The 20,023-nt window shown below is 56.5% G+C and carries 9 protein-coding genes; 1 reads left to right on the top strand and 8 read right to left on the bottom strand.

Features of this window, described 5'->3' with window-relative positions; genetic code table 11:
* Positions 1-458: 458 nt before the first annotated feature.
* Positions 459-5,255 carry a UvrD-helicase domain-containing protein gene (locus H0921_RS00005; protein ID WP_194535989.1) on the bottom strand — a complete coding sequence of 1,599 codons (4,797 nt, stop codon included), beginning with the start codon at positions 5,253-5,255 and terminating at the stop codon, positions 459-461.
* Between the two features lie 487 nt (positions 5,256-5,742).
* On the opposite strand from H0921_RS00005, the gene H0921_RS00010 reads away from it, so the two are divergent.
* Positions 5,743-5,982, top strand: a complete 240-nt coding sequence (locus tag H0921_RS00010) for a hypothetical protein (RefSeq protein WP_194535990.1) — start codon at positions 5,743-5,745, stop codon at positions 5,980-5,982.
* Between the two features lie 40 nt (positions 5,983-6,022).
* Here H0921_RS00010 and drmB read toward each other — a convergent pair whose 3' ends face one another.
* From drmB to H0921_RS00045, 7 genes are all read right to left on the bottom strand, one after another.
* Positions 6,023-7,426, bottom strand: coding sequence for a DUF1998 domain-containing protein (gene drmB, locus H0921_RS00015; protein ID WP_194535991.1), 1,404 nt, complete (start codon positions 7,424-7,426; stop codon positions 6,023-6,025).
* Positions 7,427-7,985: 559 nt separating this feature from the next.
* The gene (locus H0921_RS00020) at positions 7,986-11,408 is read right to left on the bottom strand and encodes a helicase-related protein (protein WP_194535992.1); all 3,423 of its coding nucleotides are present in this window, start codon (positions 11,406-11,408) and stop codon (positions 7,986-7,988) included.
* Between the two features lie 56 nt (positions 11,409-11,464).
* A complete protein-coding gene (locus H0921_RS00025; protein WP_194535993.1) occupies positions 11,465-14,755 on the bottom strand; it encodes a DrmE family protein in 3,291 nt (1,096 codons plus the stop codon).
* Positions 14,756-15,021: 266 nt separating this feature from the next.
* Positions 15,022-18,825 (bottom strand): DEAD/DEAH box helicase, encoded by a 3,804-nt coding sequence (locus tag H0921_RS00030; RefSeq protein WP_194535994.1) that lies wholly within the window; start codon positions 18,823-18,825, stop codon positions 15,022-15,024.
* Between the two features lie 23 nt (positions 18,826-18,848).
* The gene (locus tag H0921_RS00035; RefSeq protein ID WP_194535995.1) at positions 18,849-19,253 is read right to left on the bottom strand and encodes a type II toxin-antitoxin system VapC family toxin; all 405 of its coding nucleotides are present in this window, start codon (positions 19,251-19,253) and stop codon (positions 18,849-18,851) included.
* 2 nt (positions 19,254-19,255) lie between these two features.
* Positions 19,256-19,495 carry a hypothetical protein gene (locus H0921_RS00040; protein ID WP_194535996.1) on the bottom strand — a complete coding sequence of 80 codons (240 nt, stop codon included), beginning with the start codon at positions 19,493-19,495 and terminating at the stop codon, positions 19,256-19,258.
* Positions 19,496-19,649: 154 nt separating this feature from the next.
* Entirely contained in the window at positions 19,650-19,997 is a 348-nt protein-coding gene (locus H0921_RS00045; protein WP_315851808.1) for a four helix bundle protein, read from the bottom strand.
* Positions 19,998-20,023 lie beyond the last annotated feature (26 nt).

Here is a 20,023-nt window from a genome sequence, read left to right on the forward strand (position 1 = left end):
ATCCCCAGAAATCGTGGCCTCGACGGGAGAAGCCGGAGCGGCATTCCCGCTTCGAGAGCCGCCATCACTGCCGCCGATTGACCGTCCCGCCTTCCAGCGGCTGGTTCTGGATGACACACAGTTGTCATAAAATTAGAGATGCAGCGGTTCATGTCGTTCCAATAAGTGGTCGATTGATAAAGGAGAGTCGGCTTTTGTGGAGGGATGGAGCCGGGGAAACTCCGCGGGCACGCCCTCCGCCGCGCAGAATAGTCAGGTCCAGGAGACACCCTGACAATCGTCATAACTCTGGGGTCTTGAAACATCAAAACGTGAACAAGCGAGGAGAGTGTCCCATGTATACCAACGGTATGTCACTCGAAGGCAATTGGCGAGGGTCGCCGCGAGTCAAGCCGCAAGCTGCTCCAGCCGGTGTCAATCCTGCGGGAAAAATTCCTAGGGTTCGTGTCCTTGACTTGTCACCGGCGGAAGGAAACCACAAAGCTGCGATCGGCCAGAATCAGCAACTCCCGGCTTTGGCCGTTCCACTGAAGAGCCACGGTCCTACCATGCCAGGGGAAACTCCAGATGATCTCCTGTTTGGAGTCCGAGGACCTGCGGATGTTCCCCAGGCCATCGGGGAAGCGGATCTCCGGCTCTTGATCCCCTGTGTTGGGCGGCGAAAATCGGATTTGGTCCAAATCCGGCTTGAGCTGGATGACAGCACCATTACGATCGGATCGGCAATAGACGATCAAGATATCCGAATCCTTGGACTGACCAGGCTCCACCACGGTAGGCCGAGAACTCGGCTCGCTCCGATGACGCCGCCAGGCTTCGTAGCGCCTCTCGTAGTCCTGAAGCCTCTCGGTAATCTTCTGTTGGTCTTTCCGGTCCCAGTGATACTCTTGGGCCAAATCCTGCAGTTCGCGGTAGAAATCGAGAGCACGGCGGCGGAAGGGGGCCTGTTCAATGAATCGCCCCACAGTTAGCCACCAACGCATCGGAGCAATGTCGTCTGGACGCTGAGCCACCTTGCGTGTGTCCTGCAGGTTTTTCAGGAGGTCGTATGACAGCGAATCCACGATCTTCAGCAGACGGTTCAGAATTGTGCCGGGAGTATCTAAGTCGCGGTCCTCTTCCGCTTTCGCAGCGGCGGAATGATCGCGCGAGGAGATGGCATCTCCACGGGGGTCCGCTTGCCGAATCCAATCGGGGGGACCAGCTCCTACGCATTCCAGAGCCTGATAGACTAGCTCGTGGAATCCCTCCTCGATTTCAGCGAGGTAATTGACCGAGGCGACTTTCTCCGAGGTTTGCAGATACGGCCGCCACTCAGTCTGATCACGGGGTACATCGTCACCTGGCGAGCGATCTTGTGAGCGTGGGATGAAATTCCAGAGCAGGTGCAGGACCAAGTAGGCCAAACGGGCCGCCTCCTCGAATCGTCTCTGTTGCCATTCTCTTTCCACAAGAGAGCGGCAATGTTGGACTATCTGCTTGAGCAACTTGCTCTCAGATGTCCAAGCAGGTTCCTTCGGTCCTTTGTTCCAGGCACTTTCCAAGCGGCTGGTAATCCCTCGGTGATCGATGGCATGGCGGACACCATAGACCAAGGCCCGTGCCTGCATTCTAACAGGCTCCTCATCGTTCTTTTGAGAGTTCGAGTCCTTCCCGACTGTCGCGCGCAGCAGGGTGTAAAGTGTCGCTGTCCAGCAGCGGGGAAGGTCCTTCTTATCATGCCGTTGAGTAAGAGCATCAAAAGCTGCGTCGATAATACGGATAAGGTCATCTTCAGAGCACTGACCGTGAGAGCAGATCGCCCTCCAGGTTTCTACTGCTATGTCTTTGTCATCGACATCTTTGTCCATGACAACAGCGATTTTGAAAGCGTCATTCCACTGACGGGTTTCTCGATAGGCTCGAAGCACTCGCTGGAGGTCTTTGCGGTCCAAACGATCTTTTTGGGCATCAGCATTCCACAGTTGGAGAATCTTTGTCCATTCGTTGGCGCTTTCCCACCATTGCAGCGATTCGGGGTAATCGGTGCTCCGTGCTTTCGCCAGATAGTACTCCTTGCTTTTAGTATCGTTAATGGCTTCCCAGCGTTCGACGGCTTCCTTCCACATTTCTAATTGGAATGCCAATTGGGCCCGTTGTCGCTGCCAGTCGCGGAAATGCTGCGCCCCATAGAATCGGCGGTCATGTGTCGACAGGCATTCTTCCACTTGAATTTTCAAGTCTTTTTCCGTTTGGGGCAGTCGAACGGCCTCGCTCAACAACTCCAACAGGATCCGTTGCCAGGTACTCCAGTTTTGCCCTCCGACTCGGCGGGCGTTAATCAGTTCTTCAGACGCCGGTGGGTTTTCGAGGATTCTCAATAGAGAATCAACCCACTCTCTTCCCCGTGTTTCGGGAGCCCGGTGCATGCGTTGAGCGATTGAACGCTGCCAACGCTGAACACCAGCTCGGACCAATTCATCCCAAGCGGCGGCTTCCCAATACCACTTGCCGGCTTCTTCGCCCTTACCCACCTCCGCCATCCGCCGGGCTGCCTCGCGGATATTCCCCTGGTAGTACTCCTGATAGGCTCGCATCTCGGCGGATTTCCGGTTCTCGCCCATGCGCCCATAGTAAAAGGCAGCCCGTTCAGCATGGTTGGCATCGCGCTGTTGGTGGGCCAATTGTTCCGATTGCTTGGCCAACTCCGGCCAACTCTTCTTATCAACCTGAAGCAGTTCATTCAAGTCGCCGTTACTGTAATGGAACCCAAAGATAGAATGTTTGTCAGCATCTTCATTTTGATATTGTTGTTTGAGCCATTGTTCGAAAGGTTCCCAGAATGCTTTCCATCCCTCCTCGGTTTCGATGATCCACAGTTGTTCTTGGGCGCGGCTCGCCGCGACGTAGAGGCGATTCAGGAAATACTCGATCGCAAACCGATCGTTTTCGGCGACGTTCGGATCGTCCGCAGCGCCTTGCCAGGACCAGAAGAGTTCCGGCCTGGGAAGCAGTTGGGCGAACCGAGTGCCGAAGCCGATCAAGGCTACGAACGGCTGCTCCAATCCTTTGATGGTCATCGGGGTGTCACAGTTTTCCAACTTTCTGGTGAGATGTACTCCCAAAGCGTCCCAAAACTCTCGAGCGGACTTGATCTCTGGATCAGTGGGTTCCGGAGCGACGAGCCAAACCGACTTGAGATCTTCGAACCATTTGGCGTCTTCCTTTCTTTGTAGCAGCAAGCGACGGATGCGCTGGTTCGGCTCGGTATCTGCTTCCCTCCAGGGTTTCTGTAAGACGGTGCGATGCCCCAAGGTGGTTTGGCGCAGTTGCTGAATAGCATTGCAGAGCAGGGCAATCGCATGGGCATTACGATAATTATATTTCAATTCTAATGGCTGCACGTCGAGAAGGGGTGCAGCCTCATCCTGAGAAGCCTGAACTTGTTGGGCCAGGGCCTTGGCGATGTCGGTCCGCACCCGCGCCCAGCGGAAACAAGCGGGGTTGACGGTTTGATGCGCATCGCCAGCCATGACAATCGGCAAGCGGAAGGGACGAAGAGCGGATAGATCGTAGCGACCCCAGGTCAAAGCCTGCAACAAGGCGGCTAGTTCGACACGGGTGAGGTCCTGCACTTCGTCGCAAACGATAACGGCATAATCCGGCGCATCCGACTTACGATGGCGGAGGACTTCCCAGGCTAGGTCCAGGTCATCCCAGTAAGGAGGCAGGCCGTCATTTTCTGGACATGGAATCGTCAGTCGCTTATACCACGGCCAAACTCTCTTCCAGACGTTCTCATATAACTCCTCCGAGACTTGGCGATCTTTGCGCGGGACGTCTTCCCTATATTCATCGAGACTCATCCAGCGGTCATCGTCGAGAGCATGAATGTTGAACCCCTTAATGTAGCTGCGGAGGGTAAACCAGACGGCTTCCGCATTGGCGCGATTCCGATAGTCATCCCGGAAACCATGCTCTCCCTGGCCCCGCAAAAGGTCGCAAAAGCGATTGAAGTTGATCCACCCCCCCTGGAGACTTCGATCTTGAAAGCGTCCCTTGCGCTCTTCGGGCAGTTGTTCCAGGGCAAAAGCATGGAAGGTCTTGAACTCGGCCTGGAGTAGCGGTTGCTGCTGGCCGTATTCATTGTCAAAACGTTCCTTCAGTTTTTCGATGAGTTCCTGGGACTTTTCCACCAGCGATTTGCTTTGCGTGACGAACAACAGGCGGTAGCGAGTGCCGGATGAGTCACTCCTGCTGCGGCTGAGGCGATCCGCCGTGTGGTAAATGAGCAGAGTGGATTTGCCGCTGCCCGCTCGCCCTTCGATGACACAGGGGAGGCAGCGTCCTTCCCTCATATCACTTAAGACGTTGATTTCTTCCGTCGAAAGCGCTAGAAAGGTCTCCGGCTGGTCACGGACGCTCTGCCAGAGTTCCTCATCGGCGAGCAGATAGCTGGGGTAAGCGCGACTGGACAAGCGGCTGACACTATCCACAAACTGCTTGCGGTTTCCGCGTCTCTCGTGAAGGGACGCAATCACCTGTTGCTCGAACATTCTTCGGGAGACTTCGATCTGGCGCTGCATCTCGTTAAGGTCGTCCTGGGGCCACCTGTCAGATAGGATTCCGAGTAAAAAAATGTGCTGCAGCGGATGCTCAGGATCATTCAGGCGGTAGTAGTGGACTTGGCAGACATTCTGTGATTGGTGATCATATCCCGGTTCAGCTTTCTCTCCAGCAATCTTCTTGAGCAGTTGATAAATCTCGGCACGCTCTGTGTATGTCTCCAACTTCCGCTGGCTGGACACCCAACATTCGGACTCGTAGATGGTCGTGTCTAACTCCGGCGGATCGATCCGGTCCAAGAGAAACACCAGAGAGGAAGGAGGGGGAAGGAGTGGACGGAGGGGAGATGTTGACCGTTGGCTGTCCACATACTTTGCCACATACTTTTGGATGTCCGGCAACTCTTGCTCGATCCGCGGCTCGTAACGTGCCCGCATCTCTTCCGCCGGGGCATCTGCATAGAGCCGGTCCCCGCGGTGCAGATAGTCCACAAAGACAACGACGGGGTAGGAGCCATTTTGAATGGGGATTGTCAGCAGGCGGGCCAATAAACGATAGCTTCCTAAGCGCTTGCGGAAGTATCCCCTGCCGAGGGACTCGAAGCCCGGAATCCGGCCAGGAATTACCGAGATCGACTCCAACCTGTCTCGGAGGTTTTTCACTTCGCCATTTGCCTCTTCCAGCAGGGAGTAAACAAGGTAGAAGGCCATCGCAGTCTCTCCAGCAAAGGGTGTTCTCCGCCTTCCGGTGCGATGGAGGGACAAACCCCTGGTAGGGATTTGCTGCCATCCCATGTTACTTCCATTTTTTCAGCTAGCATGTCAGAATCAAGGGAAAATCGTCAAGCCGTTCTGTTACGGTCAAATGCAAAGGCGAATGTTTGAGCTGGGGTTGGGTTGCTGCCAGCGCGGGGCAATCCCCAGGGCGAGTGCCGCATCCTGGGTGTGTTTCCGCAAGGGTCGATCCTGCCCGGTCCTAAGTCATTGCGTGCTTGACTCCGGGTCGTTGTCGCGTTGTTGTCAGTGTGTCAGGCCATGTTGGACAGCCGATCGTCGCTGAGCAGCGGTTGAGGTTTGAACTTGGACCTGCTCGATCACGTGAACGATCCCAGCTCGCGAGCAGCTTGTCCCGTCTACGAGAAATGATCATAATCCAAGGGGAGAGGCCATACTATGGAATGACTTGCGCAGGGCCGACATGATGTCCGATCCCGACGACTCTCCTGCCGATGGCGAAGGACGGCGAAGATCGATCAGCGCCCTGACTCGATGGTGGATGCGAGTGCTCGCGAGCGATCCGGCTCTATTGCCGCTCCACCCTTGGCGTTATTGGCGTTGTTTTCCCCTTTTCCCCACTCTCCATTTGCTCGGCCCGCCGGCGATGCTCGCTTTGGCAGTCTATGTCCCTTGGTCGTTTGCCGTCGCCGCCGCTATTTGACCGCTGGTTTTTTCAATAGTGCATGGCATCGCGAAATGCATCAAAGTATTTGGTTGATGATTCGGGAAAAGTAACCAAGCCGTCGATTCTCAGGTCTCCCTACTAAGGCGACACGATCCAACAGGCGGTTGCCCTCCTCACAACAGGTTTCTGGTAGGAGGCAACAGGCATGGCATGCTGCTAGGTTGAGAGAGTCAATTCCTTGTCCATGGCTTTCTACGCAAAGCGGATCTGCAGAACACCACAGACTATCTTCCAAAGCTCTCATCAAAAGCGGTTCCAAGCGGCCGGGCTTTCCCTGCTCGACCAGACCACCCATCGTACCTTTAGAATCACCCGCTGCGGTGTATATCAGAAGACCAGACATTGGATGTTTAGAGTCTTCGGAGCAGTATAACCGCTCTCGGAGGGAGGCAGTGCCATAGCCGCATTCATAAGTCAGACGACGGATCAAGACGTGGGCGAGCGTGTGGAGCAAGAAGAATCGGGGTGAAAGCGGTCGCGGGGTGCGGTTCAGTTTGTCGTAAGTGTGCTTCAAGTTTTGGCGGATACTATTGTAGCGTTGGTCAATGTTTTGGAACCACTCTTGGACAGCCCTTTCATTCAACTTCAGAAAGATACCTTCGCCGTATACTCTCACGCCGGGGAGCCATTGTTGCGGCTTGCGGCTGAGTGGACAAAGATTATCCCGTTCAAAATCTGGTGAAAGGGGTGAATTGATGCGGGAGAATCCGATCAATACCCTTGTCTCAGCTAGCTTCTCGACAAGGACAATTTTATCGAAGAACGATCGGGTGTCCGCCTCGTAGTCGGTCATATTCGGGTGGCGCGTTACGAATTCCTCGTCGGGCCGAGTTTGGGCCTCAAGCAAGGCCCGGTACTCTGAGTGCCGGTACCTTTCGACCGGCTCGTGGGTGGTGGACAGACCTTCCCCCCTGAGCTTCTGGCGGACCACTTTCCGAAGTCGATTTAAGTCCAGCCGATTTAGTTCCGCGAAGTGGCGAAGCCGAATGTCGTCCGGTTCACCGCCCTCAGTTAGACCGGAAGTTAGAAAACACCAGTTGTGGGAGTCGTCAATGATCCTACGAATGGGATCCGAGAAGGGGGGAATTAGGATGGAACTTGCGATTTTTGGGAAGTAAAGATTACTGGCCAACCGCTCAAGAAATCGTGGTGGATAGGGACAAGCCCCTTTTTCTCGTCCCTTTGGTCCTAGCCAAGGGCGATTTCCAGTGCATTGAAGTATATCTTCAAGGGCTTTTGGTTTGGACAGACCAAGAAGCGAACGAGCCGGTAGTTTTTTCTGGGTTTTACTTTCTTCATTCCCGTTTTTATTTTCTTCTTGGGTTTTATGTTCTTCATGTTCATTACTTTCTTTGTCTTCTTCACATGCTTGATATTTGGCTATACACTCTTCGCTTTCACATCGAACGACTAATCCCACGAAGCCCGCCCCTCCTATCGACAGAAAGCGAAGCAAGGGTTGGCTGCAAGGCTTCACTTCACTCAAGCGTTGTCCCGGACGACTATGCGCCCACTCGACCCAAGGAAAGTCGTCGAGGTGGCCTCGTTCGCACGCGACGACGAACCGGACCGGGATCATTCGCCGTCGTTTCCTTTCAGGTAAATCACGGCAGGGAGTCCATTTCTTGCTCGTTTCCCTCTTTGCCGCAGTGTCCTCGTGAGGGGTCCAGGGGCTATCACACCGTGGTGGGTGTGGGTCATTCCACTCGGCTTTTTTCATCGTCCGGCACCGAGGGCAGTAGTGCCAGAGCGGAAAACGTACCACACGGAGGAAGGCTCCTTGCCGACCCTCACTAGGAGGCGGTGGTGGCGACCGAAAATATTGAACACCAAGCCACCTTGCCATCCGTTCGTCCCGGATTTCACAGCGTGGCTTATCGCACCAAAAGTCTAGCCCCGCTGGCATGAGGGTTTCACCTGGGAATTCGACCAAAGCACCGATGCCAAAAGGAGCGATCGCTTGAGATTGACGAATTATTTTACGAGTCATGGGAATCACCACATGAATCTGGATCTGGATAACAACACACCACTTGAAGTTGGCACTCGATATCGACGTTCCTCATGGAAGTCATAGTCGCCCAAGCACTCTCCCTCCACTCAGGTCGCGGTTCAATTCCCGTCGGATACATTAGCGGCCGTTCTTCCGGCGGTTGCCCTAACCTCCCCCATTGCGACGGGCGGATGGCGTACCAGTGGTCTAACAAGCGTTGCAGGTTCTGTTGCAACACCTCTGCATGGTCTGGGTCTGCTTGGTTGCACCGCTCTTGCAATCGAGAGATCAAATCAACGAACATTTGTGCCCTTGGGTCGATCTGATTAGGGTTTTGCAAACCGCCGAGATGACGAGCGACGATGACGAGCAAGGCGTGCAAGACTCGCTCCTGAACCGGAAGTGAATAGGGTGTAACGCTCGTGGGTTCAACGTATTTGTAAAATGCGGCGTGATAACTTCGGAAGTGCTCGTAGTGCGATCGATCCCGTGGTCTACCTGGATTGTACATGGTGACCACAAGGCCGGGGACCTTATCGGACCGCCCAATCCGGCTGCTAACCTGGATATACTCGGACGTGGTCATCGGTTGCCCCACGATGACGATGAGTCCCAAGCGATTGACGTCCACGCCGACCGAGATTATGTTCGTAGCCAGAACCGCATCGAGCGGAACCGTATCGGGCGGAGGAACGCTGTGGCCTGCAGATCCCGGAGGGTAGGTAACATTCAATTGTTCCAAAATCTGAGGGATCTCGTTTGCCGATAGGCGGCTGGTCAGTTCGACGGGGGGACCTAGGAGACGGCGCAACTCCTTAGGAATCTTATCGCGATTGGCAATGGCATTGATGTAGTCTGGTATGTCAGTCTCGACGAGTGTAGCTGCTTGCCCTAACTCTCGGAGGTTATTGAAGTACTGGACTATAGTCCAATAGGGGTCTCGCACGTCCTCACTGGCACCCTCAGGTAGGTTGATTGTCCGACATCCCTGAAAGAGGGCACTGAGTGCGCGGACCATGGCTTCCAGGAACGATGTGGCTGCATTCGCAAATACTCCCACATAAATGCGACCTGGAACCGAATGATTCTCCTGAGCGAAGAAGCAGTCGGAAATATCCGTTCCCTGAGGAGGGAATTGGAAGATGGGCCGGTTGTACAATGCGAGACACTGCTGGCTAGCGCGGCGGATTGTGGCCGTTGAGGCAATGATCTTGGGAGGGCGGCCTCTCCACGAGCAGAGCAGATCGATCACTCCTTCATAGAGCCCGACGACAGAACCAAGGGGGCCAGAGATGAGGTGCAGTTCGTCCTGGATGATCAGATCGGGCGGATTGTAGTTTTCCTTTCCAAGGCCGAAGATGCTACGTGCCCCTTCCCGCCAAGCGAGCATCGCAAACTTGTCGACGGTGCCGATCAGCAGAGTTGGGGGCTGGTCGTAAATGTCCTCATCGATCACGAGGACTGGCAGGCGTTTGTCCCGGCTTGAGAATGGGCACGGCTGCGCCGGGCAAACGAAGATGACCGTCCTAGGATTACCGTGAGCCACATATCCGAGCCGCCTCCTGTTATCCAACTCCGTCCCGCACCAGGGGCACCTCAACAGTAAGAAAGGATTCTCGATGTGCTGGTCATCGGAGGCCAAGCGATTCAAGACCCGAACGGCGTCCCGCCGGTAGATCGGTGTGAGCGACTCCCCGACCCAGAGGCCGATGGAAATTGGCTTCTCGCCGAGTTGGCTTGGGCTTTCCCGACGGATCAATTCGCAGGCACAAATGAGGGTCGCTGCCCGCTGGAACTGCTGGGCCGTCAGCAGACGCAGGGTGTACCGCATAAGCACGGTGCAGCCGGCATCGTCTGGGTTGCGAAGGCGACGATAGAAGATGTCGCATGCCGATAGACCAAGGTAGGCTTCCGTCTTTCCGCCCCCCGTCGGGAACCAGATGAGGTCTACCACTTGACGGTCAGGATGATCTTTGCCATCCGAGCCGGGAACAAGCGAGCGGAGATTGAGCAGAATGAACGCTATCTGGAATGCCCGCCATCGACCTGTATTTGGCTCGGTCGGTTCGTAGCTCTTGGGTAAGTCCTCCCACGGCTGGTTCACTCCACGGCAGGGCCGACGCGAGTGGTACTGCTGCATGAGCATCGCCCGGTTCGCTAGCATGAAGGCTTCTAGGAGCATCGAATCCGTGCGAAGCAATGCAATCCCAGCGCGGATTCGTTCTAGACATGTCCGGCAATCCTGGATGTTGACCCGAGCTGCCTCACGAAGGTGTTCGGGAAGACCGGGTACTTCGGCCTCGCGTTCTAATATCCATCTCTCATATTCGGTAGGAAGGCGTTCTAGGGCTGTGAGGATTTCTTCTGGCGTGACACTACCATCCTTACCTGAGAGGAAATACATACATAGCTCATCGCCACCCTCGATCCGAGGTTCGATCGGAGCCACCTTAAAGGCGGGGATGATCGATGTGGCGACCCAATTTGTCCGGCCATCTCGCTCTTCCCCCCAGTCGGTCGCACAGCCGTGTCCTACAGCGAAGGCTTTGCGATTCCGATATAGCAGCTCTAATCGGGCCTCTTCACTTCGAGGATCACGGATCGCACGCAAGCCTGAGCGATACTCACGGAACACAAAATTGTCGTCTGGACTTCGTACCTCAAAGCCCACCTGAAAAAAACACTGGGAAGACAATCGTTGGGAATGGGGAGAAGACTGCCTCGTGTTGAACAGGGTCACCGTGATCAACCACGTGCCGTCTGCCTGCCGGTGGTAAAGGTAGCGGACCTTTAGGTGTTCTTGAACTTCGACCTCGGCCATGCCACTTTCCCGTTCTGGGTCAACGCGTAAGGGAACTGGCTTGAGGTCGAGTTGGATGCGATGCCACCACTCACGACGCTTCGACTTCGATTCGCTGGATGAGTTGGGTTCTGCCGAAGATAAGCTTGGCTCTGGTGAGGACCTAGACTCATACACGGCTGCACGGGGGCGAATGACCAATCCCTTCTCTGGGACTGCGGCGATGAAGGTTAGGCCAATAGCCGAAGGGAAGGATTCGTTGGCCAAGCGGACGGTTTCGTCATAAGCTTCACTTAGCAATTCCTCGTCTGGGGTAACGTCGCGAATCTCAGTCCGTTCCGTTGGGAGAGAGGTCAACTCGGTGGCTAGAGTTATATTTTCTTCTTTGATGTTATCGAAGTCTTCGACCTCATGAATCGATTGACTAAGGGGAAAAAGAACACCTGCAACGTAACGCTGGAGGGGAGAAATGAGGAGGACTTCCGTGGGCGGAGGCTTCCCTTCGAACAGCTCATCGTACGGAATCTCAGGCCCAATCAGTTCCCTCCGGATGAGTTGGATCAACTCGTCGCGGAACTTGGTTCGTTGATCTCGGAGATTTTGACCCATATATCTTTCCTCAACCATCACTATATAACAATAAAAGAATTAATCCAAAAACAGATTTATTCTTTAATGAGCCGATTTGCGGCTGTGGCCCTAATACGGACTGTAGACTCGTCAATGCTGGTGACTCGGACCATTACGATTCCGTCTCCCAAATCCACCAATCCTCCTCTGGAAGATCTGAGTTCCTCAACGGATAAGTTGAGGACGCGGCGTGCTAAACTCCGGCCTGCCCTAATGTGAGCGCTACGCACAGCATGGATGGCATCGAGACACCGATCATAGTGCTTAGTCAATTCTGGGTCATTTGTCATGTATTGTATCGCTTGAATGCTTTGCTCGCAATGCATAGGTGCAATGACTTCTTCTTGCAACCAGTTCCGAATAGTTTGTTCGCTCACTCGACAGCCATGTTCGCGGAGTTGATCGCAGAGAGCCTTGAAGGACAATTTACATCGTTGCTGATATCGCAGGAGTGCCAAACGCCATAACCGTGCATGCTCCCGCTCAGAAGGAGGAAGCGATTTGTCGGCTTCAACGCGAATCACATCGCGGTCGGAACTATAATAGAAGAGGAGGGCATCTCCAGGTCGCAGTTCCCACCCCGGCACAAGCTGGAGTTCAGCCTCTTCCGGGTCGGCGGAGGGATCAAGCAAATGCGTAGCAACCTTGGCCTGATAATCCTTAGTCAGGAATGCATGTCCACTGTTGAAAAGAACAAGTCGTGCTTCAACCGCCGCCTCCTCCGACGAGGGCCGGGCGAGGGCGGTGAGCCGTCCTCGGCGGCGGTCCACTAAACGGATCTCAACCTTGTCGAACGGATCACCGCCAGCCGGCTCCGGACCCGGCGACTCGCCATCGGCCGGCTCGCCCCTCGCCTCCGCCCAACCAGTGATTCCCGGGAACAGACGCGACCGGCAGGCCCGTGTTCGCCGGGCTGCCGCGTTCCGCTGGACCCTCCGGATGAAGGCCCGGTACCATCCGACCTCGATCTCGTACAGGATCAGCCGGAGCAGGCTCGCGAAAGGCGGGCGGAGCAGGCGGGTCATGGTCCCCCGGCCGAACCAGCCCGAGATCACGTAGGTGGTATTCGGGTCGCACGGAATCAGGTCCAGGGTCGTTGTGACCGGGCAGACCGTCACGTCGTCAACCCGTTCGAGCAGATCCGCGTCGCCACAAAGGACCAGGAGCGACCCCGATGTAGGCCTCATCCGGCTCAGAGCGTCGGCTTTCGGGTTGTTCCGCTGGAGCAGTTGCCACAACGCTCTCAGCCGACCCTCGGCTAGGTCAACAGCCTGAACCTCCTGGGCCGTCAGGGAGGCCTTCGCGGCCATTGTCCCGGCGATCGAGTCGAGCTTGCCTGCGAGATCGGCGAATAGACGCGGGTGGTCGGCGAGCCGGAACGGGCACCGGAGGAGCCGGGTCAGAACGTTGAACGACAGGTCCAAGGCGTTTTCGAGTTCGGGAGGAACTTCTTCGCCCCGGACCTTGACAAGCTTTTCAAGTCCGCACACCGCCTCAAACGCCTCAGTGTCGCTGCCGGCGTCGACCTGCTCGACATCAACGGCCGCGGACAACGCCCGGACCACTTCCGTTTCGTAGCGTCGGACCGGGCCGGCCTGATCACTCGTGCCGGAGCGGGCCGTCTCGATGCACAAGGAGTCGATGTCTTCCTTCGTCCACTCCCAAATCGTGGAATCGGTTTCCTCGATGAGGGACTCGTCCGCATCGGCTTGGGACGTCAATACCAACACGCGAGCCCCGATGCTACCAAGTCGAACAAGAGACGCAGCTCGTCGAGCATTCTGCCCCGTTGCATCAACAATAGTGAGGGCGACCTGTTCGCCCTCCCCTTCGACGTACTCGCAGGCCCGATCCAGGTCCGGGATGACCAGCACGGTGGGCCGACTAATGCCGAAGCGTGAGGACCACGGGCAGATCTCACCGCCCGGCGTGAGATATCCCATCGGCACCGCGTCGATCAACCTCTGGCCGAACAGGGAAACAGCCTCGGCCGTCTCCTTGCACGTCTTGAGCGGGGAGGAGACGACGATTTGTGGCACGTCTGTCGGGATGGTCACCGGCTCGGCGGAGAGGAAAAGATAGTCAAGAGCTTGCAACGGTTGATTCCCATAATCGCTTTGTGGTGAAATGCGACCTCGAGTATCTCGTTGACTATTCTCAGGGACGAGTCGATGGATTTGATCGATGGGTAGCCACTCGATGGAGCGAAGTTGTTGATCTTTTTCCCTGCGTACCCTCTCAAGACCAAACAGGGTTCTCCCGTTGTCAGATCTGCAGCCGACGAACGTGCGAATTGCCGTGCCATCAACCCGCACCCTCTGCCCAGGTTGAAAGGGAAGATGGCAGCCACTCTCCGTCCTGGCCTTCCACAGCCCACTGAGGGATGCAAGAAAGCCGAGTAGCAACGGTAATGGCCCAGTCCGTGGCAAGATAAGGTAGGTAATTGTCTGCTGGCTATCCCCGCGCACGGCGGGACATGTGAGAGCCGTGTTCACCAGCAGGAATTCGGAAAGCGGAGCCCCGCCTCGGCCGTCCTCGAAAACCACCATGTTGAGAAACGGCCAGGCAGCCACGGTAGCATCGATCAGGTCGAGCCAAGGGGGACAGTTTTTCTCGATGAGACTGACCGCCAGATCGGCGACGAAGTAATCATCGAGGAACCCAATCAGCCCCAGTTGATCCGGGATCACGTCGTTGTCCAGGCTGACGTAGTGAAGGGCGGCCCGGGCAATCTGGCGGTGGTCATCCGGGCGGCCGGAGTCACGCAATACTTCGGCGAGGAATTGCACGTTCACCCGGAGACGACGAAACAGTCCCGACTCCAGCAACTGGCCCAACTGCCCCAGGGCCGCCTGGGCCTTTGCTGGCAGGCAGTCGTCCTCGTCGGCCGATCGGTCGAGGAGTTCGACAAACAGCTCCTCTGCCTTGGCCTTCTCTTCGCCGCTGAGTTGAGGGGGAGAGTAACGGGCCGGTTCCCTAAGTTTTTCTCGAACGAGGTGGGCGGCATAACCGGCAACGAAGAAGGCATCCTCAAGGAGACCAAGAGAGTTTGTACAATTAGGCTTTCCGCAGTTGTTCTGATAGACGAAAGCGAGCCCACCCCGTGCAAGCTCCGCAACCTCGTTGGTCGGACCGGCCTTTCGGAGCTTGTCGCCGAGGAAGAAGATGTCACGAGCGAGATTGCATTCAAAGCCGAACTCGAGCCGTAGCCCTGCGACCCACTGGGTGGTGGCGGCGATCAGGTCACGGTCATTTCCATCCCACTTCTTAGCGAGTTGATCAAATTCTGCCAGCAAGGCACGTCGTTTGGCGTGAGTGATTGGCATAGATGATTCTCCCTCAAGCACGAGCAAAACCATAAAATGTCAATGAATCTTTAATTTTACAACTGAAATCTTTGCAACTCTGGAGTCGGATAAAGCTATGAGTCTACTCGATTTTACCGCCTATCGTCTGAATGCAAGCCGTTTTCAATAGTCGGACTAGCAGTGGTTCGAAATGTCTGCTCAAATTGTCAGCAGCAACGCAAGTTGGGGCGGTGAACTTCTTCAGACAGGCATGATACAGCATTGACAAAATGCCACCCTCTCCATTATTGGCCCTTCGATGTTGAGGTTTGAATGGAAGTTTGAGTGGCGAGGCAGACGAAGGCCAGCGGTGATGCGGCCGTCGCGTTTGTCTTGGTCATCGCAGCCAATTGACCCTGCAAGCTTCTGAGTTGGTGGAGACGGCGTGTTATTCTCGAGGAGATGCCTTTAAATCTCCGATGGAGGGCCTCCTTGGAGAATTCTTGCAGGCGCAAGTACAAGGGATCGTCAGGACGGGGGCGTGGCAAATCTGTCCCGACTACGCTTAGGGCACCTGGAAAAGGAATGCCCCGACGTTTGAGCTGCTGATAGGCTTTTTCGGAGAAATTCGGAACGAAGCCCTCATTCATGATGCCGTGATAGACGGCCAAGACCAGCTCGACGTAGACAGCTTCCCGGAGTAACTGGCGAATTTCCTCGGTCAGTGATGCTAAGCGGGTTTTGTGTCGCGTCTGTTCCGTTTGTTCCTCCTGAGCGCAAAGGGACTGGACAAGGCTGCGGAATGTGTCAGCAAGCCGCTCCTTTCGCTCGTCTGTTAGTTCGGTCAAAACGCTATTACCAATGATTGACATCAATTTCGTAAGAGACGGGATGATCTGGCCGTCTTGTAGAGAGTAGTAACATACAATCTGTCTAGGTGATTCCAGAGAATATCGGACGATCTCGCCACAAAGCATACTGCCGTCGGGTGGATCGACGGCTGCGAGGACGTCCTCCAGGAGGCCGCTGCCGTAAGTCATCAGCCTGAGCGTGTTGGGGTAGGTGTCGAAAAGGTCGGGATGGAAGGTAATATCCTGCCAGGAGCCGTGCCAGTCGAATTGGTATGCTCCGTCAATCGTCGGATGGGGTCGGAAGCGGCGGCCAAAAGCCGTGGATTCGACGAGCGTGCGCTCCAGTTCGGGGAGTGTGACGGGGGGCGGTTCTTCCGCTTCGAGGTCCATTTGTTCCACCACGTACTTATCCAGATCGAACGCGGAAGGTTCCTGCGAACGGACTCGGCAGTTGATTTCTTCCACCTTACGGGCAATCAACTCGCTGCGCTCTTCGGAACTGGCCATGGCTGCGGCTTCGATGACCTGAGCAACCTGGCTCAGAATTGGCTGGAGTTCTCCCACGACACTTTCGAAAGAAGCGATCCGGTCATCGAGGCGCTGATAAACCATCGCTTCGACGGTTCGGTCATAGAAGTAGTTGCGAATCCAGACGCGGTCGTACACCTGGCCGATGCGGTCGATGCGGCCAATCCGTTGCTCGACCCGCATCGGGTTCCACGGCATCTCGTAGTTGATGAGCACGCCGCAGGTTTGCAGATTCAAACCCTCCGAGGCCGACTCCGTACATAGCAGGATCTTGATCTCACGTTTTTCGCGAAAGGCGTTCTTGATGTGCTCCTTGGTCGTTTCGACCCACGCGGTGCCGTTCCAGCGTTCGCCGCCGCGACCACTGTAGCAAGCCACTTGGCCCCCATAAACTTGCCGGAGTTTTTCGCGGAGATAGTCCATTGTGTCCGTGTATTGTGTGAAGATGATCACTGAATCGCGATGCTGGAGGATGTGGCGGAGGTCTTTGGCAAGTTGTTCAAACTTGCTGTCCGTGCCCAAAGCCTGGAGGTGCGCTAGGAAACTCTCGATGTATTCGATCTCGCCCTGGAACAGCGCTCGGATTTCGCTGGCGGCTTTGTGTTCCTCCTCGGCTGGCAAAAGTTCCGACACGTCCTCTTCCAGGTCCTCTTGGTCGAGGTCTTCCTCCGTCAGCCAGGCCGCCGGGGTTTCGCCTTTGAGGAAGGCCAGGCGGCGCTCCAAGCTGCGCTGGATGGCGTAGAAGCTGCTCGTGAGGCGGCGCCGGTATACCGTCATGAGGAAGCCCAAACCCTTTCGCTCGGCTTCGTACTTCTTGTAGTGATCCCGGATGTATTCCTCGATCCGTTGGTAAAGTGCCCACTCGTCCGGCCGCATTTCGATCCATTCCGACTTCGGCTCGCGGAAGGGGATTCTGTCCTGGAGCCAGCCGCGGCGGTGGTATTCCCGCAGCAGGGGCCGGGTATTGCGGAAGACATACCGCCGCAGCGGCGTGTGGCGCGCGGCAAGCTCGCGAAGCGCGCCCTGGGCTTTCGCGTCCAGTTGCCGAATGATCGCCGCCGCGTTCGGTGATTGGGGGAGCCGGCGCAGTTGGTCCCACGTCACCGGTCCAAGCTGCTCTTCCGCCGCCCGGCAAAATTGTGGGTCCCACTCGCCCCCGGTGCCGAAATAATCGGCGAGCATGGACAGCACAAACGGCCAGTCGATCTCGTCCCAGGGCCGCCTGAGTTCCTCGAAATAACGGAGGAAGTTGTCCTCCACTCCCCAACGTCCCCCCATCCCCAGGAGCTTCAGCAGATCGAACACTTCCAGCGGGTGGATCTGCATCGGCGTGGCGGTCAGCAAGAGCAGACCACGCGTCTTGTCCCCTAACCCCGGTCGATCCTCCGGTCCTCGCAGCAGCTCCAACAGCCGGTTGGGACGGAATTGCTCCCGATTCTGAAAATCCTTCCGCCGGGCATGGTGCGCCTCATCGATGACGACCAGGTCCCAATCCTCCGCGTCCAGAAGCTCCTGCTGGCGGTCGCGCCGCTTGGCCAGATGGCTGGAAGCGAGGATCACCGGATGAGCATTCCAGGGATTGTCGACGCCGCTCCGGGGCCACTCTCGACCGCTGGCATCGAAAAACGTGCGGCCATCGTACCGCGGCACTCGGAGGCAAAACTTCTCGTACAGCTCCTGTTGCCATTGGAACAGCACGCTCTTGGGCACCAGGATCAAGACGCGCCGGGCCTTGCCTGAGATGATCAACTGACGGAGCGCCAGTCCCGCCTCGATGGTCTTGCCCAATCCCACCTCGTCGCACAGCAGGAAGCGCTCCGGGAACCGCTGGACAATAGTGTCAGCCACGCGGCGCTGGTGAGGCCAGACCCGCACGGTACACGTCGCCCTCCCCAGGCGGGTGGCATTCGGCAAATGCGGCACGTCGCGCAGGAACTGGAAGATGATTCGCTCTCGCTGCTCGGCGTCCCTGGACGGACCGGCCGGCTTCTTCGGTGATGTCTCTTGCGGCTCCACCCCGAACTCATGGGTTGGGGCGGAGGAGGGCCGCAGCTTCAACAAGTGCTGCCGCACCGCTTCGGGAACCGGCAGCGCTACCCAGCCTTGCTCTTTCCCCTGCCAAAGCTTCTCGAACTTGACCCGGATATTGTTGACATAGGCGGCTGTCTCCCACGAATTGAAGACCACGAACGACTCGTAGTTTTCCTCCAGGGCCGTCGCCGTCTCGTTGATGCTCCCGGAAAACCCCACCTGATTCCCGGCGGCATCCGTAAACAGCCCTTCCTTCGGATGGTAGTAGCCCTCGGCTCGGCTCGCTGGCAGCGGCCGGCCGTGCTTGTCGGTCGGCAGTACCACCTTGATCTCCAGTTGTCCCGTGCCGACAAGCCAGGCCAGCGCTTGCAAGCGGTTGTGGACATACTCGCTTTCCGGCAGGCTCCAGCGGTCCATCAGCCGCTGTTCCAGCCGCTTTTCCAGCGTCGCATGACCGGCGCGGATGGCCTCGACATCTTCTTCCGATAGGTCCGCCCCGCACAACAGCCGCATCTTGCCGCCATTGCGAATCAACTGGGACACTCCCGCCGCCGCCACGGCTAGCATGGTGCTGGAGAAAAACCCCGCGGCACGGTCGTAGCGAATGCTCGCTGCCAGCGCCGGAATGAAAAAGTTCCGCAGCGGGTCGTCGTGCGGCCCATAGGCGATCTTCAGGCTGAGTTCGCGCAGCGTGGGCATGGCCAGGTCCGCAGCAGGAATCTTCACCAAATGCAGCTGAGGTTGGGTAAGCTGTGGAGTTGCCGATCGGCTGTCACCAGCGGAATGTTCCAATACAAAGCGGTTGCTGCAATCATGCGATCCGGCATGTCCGGGACCCTACGGACAGAAATCTGCCTGAGGCAATCCGCCATAGCTAAATCAAATGCGACAACTTCTAACCCGCTGTAAGGTTGCTGGACGATGGCCACCACGCGGTCGAAGGTATCCGCGCTCAAACGTCGCTTTTCCGCGAGATAGGTAATCTCCACCAGGGATACGGCAGAAATCTGAACCGGATCACCGCTCTGGATTGCCTGCTGAATCGCATGCCGTGCCTTGGCAGACAACCGTGGCGACGGCTGGGCATACCACACGACGGCATGCGTATCCAACAGAAGCGAGGGCATAGCTACTCGTTCCCTTCTGGAAACTCCTTGGGGAAATTGGCCCACATCTCACGCCGGGCTTGTAGGAAATCTTCGAGGGACAAATCGGGCAAATTCAAATCCCGCAGTGAACCGTAAAAATCCTGGCGTGGCGGCTTCTTGGCCTCCTGTTGGGCCAATTCCTCCACCAGGGCCTCCACTTTTTGCCGGGCTTCTGGCGATAACTTTTGAATTTTTTGTACCAACTGCTCCAGGGTCATCATGGTACTTCCTCCCTTCTCCCGGCATTATACCTTCTCCGGCCCTCGGTCCTAGGACGTGGTCGCTTGGGCTGGCTTGTGAGGGAGAGGGGGAGACAAGGAGACAGGGGGAGAGGGGGGCAATTTCAGCCGAGGATCCAATGGTCCGCTGTGTTGATCATGGCCACGAGCATAGGCAATACTTCATCGTCACCGTCGTAAAGAGGGGCCGCCTGGTCGCGCGTCCCATGGGCACACTGACTGCGAATTCCAGCCAGCCCTGAGTTTCTGCCGCTTCGGCCTCGGCGTCCGACCATTTGCTCCCGAAAGCGCCTTCATATCGTCGCTTGCGCCCCGCCTCGGCCAGGTTCGCACAGACAGACCTCGACGAACGCCGAATCTGGTCCGGGAGCGAGTACGTCTCCTCCTTCGGGAAGTTCTTGGACAATTTGAAGATCTGCATCCCCAGATCGGCCGCTTTCTGATAAACCGCCAATGGGCGGGGCGACAGGATCTTTTTTGCCACCCCTTCCCCCTCCCCTTATCTCCTTG

It is taken from the genome of Thermogemmata fonticola (assembly GCF_013694095.1).
GTDB lineage: Bacteria > Planctomycetota > Planctomycetia > Gemmatales > Gemmataceae > Thermogemmata > Thermogemmata fonticola.

Coding starts and splice junctions, on each gene's coding strand:
- H0921_RS00005 (WP_194535989.1), bottom strand. CDS start 5,255: ATGGCCTTCTACCTTGTTTACTCCCTGCTGGAAGAGGCAAATGGCGAA.
- H0921_RS00010 (WP_194535990.1), top strand. CDS start 5,743: ATGATGTCCGATCCCGACGACTCTCCTGCCGATGGCGAAGGACGGCGA.
- H0921_RS00020 (WP_194535992.1), bottom strand. CDS start 11,408: ATGGGTCAAAATCTCCGAGATCAACGAACCAAGTTCCGCGACGAGTTG.
- H0921_RS00025 (WP_194535993.1), bottom strand. CDS start 14,755: ATGCCAATCACTCACGCCAAACGACGTGCCTTGCTGGCAGAATTTGAT.
- H0921_RS00030 (WP_194535994.1), bottom strand. CDS start 18,825: ATGCCCACGCTGCGCGAACTCAGCCTGAAGATCGCCTATGGGCCGCAC.
- H0921_RS00035 (WP_194535995.1), bottom strand. CDS start 19,253: ATGCCCTCGCTTCTGTTGGATACGCATGCCGTCGTGTGGTATGCCCAG.
- H0921_RS00040 (WP_194535996.1), bottom strand. CDS start 19,495: ATGATGACCCTGGAGCAGTTGGTACAAAAAATTCAAAAGTTATCGCCA.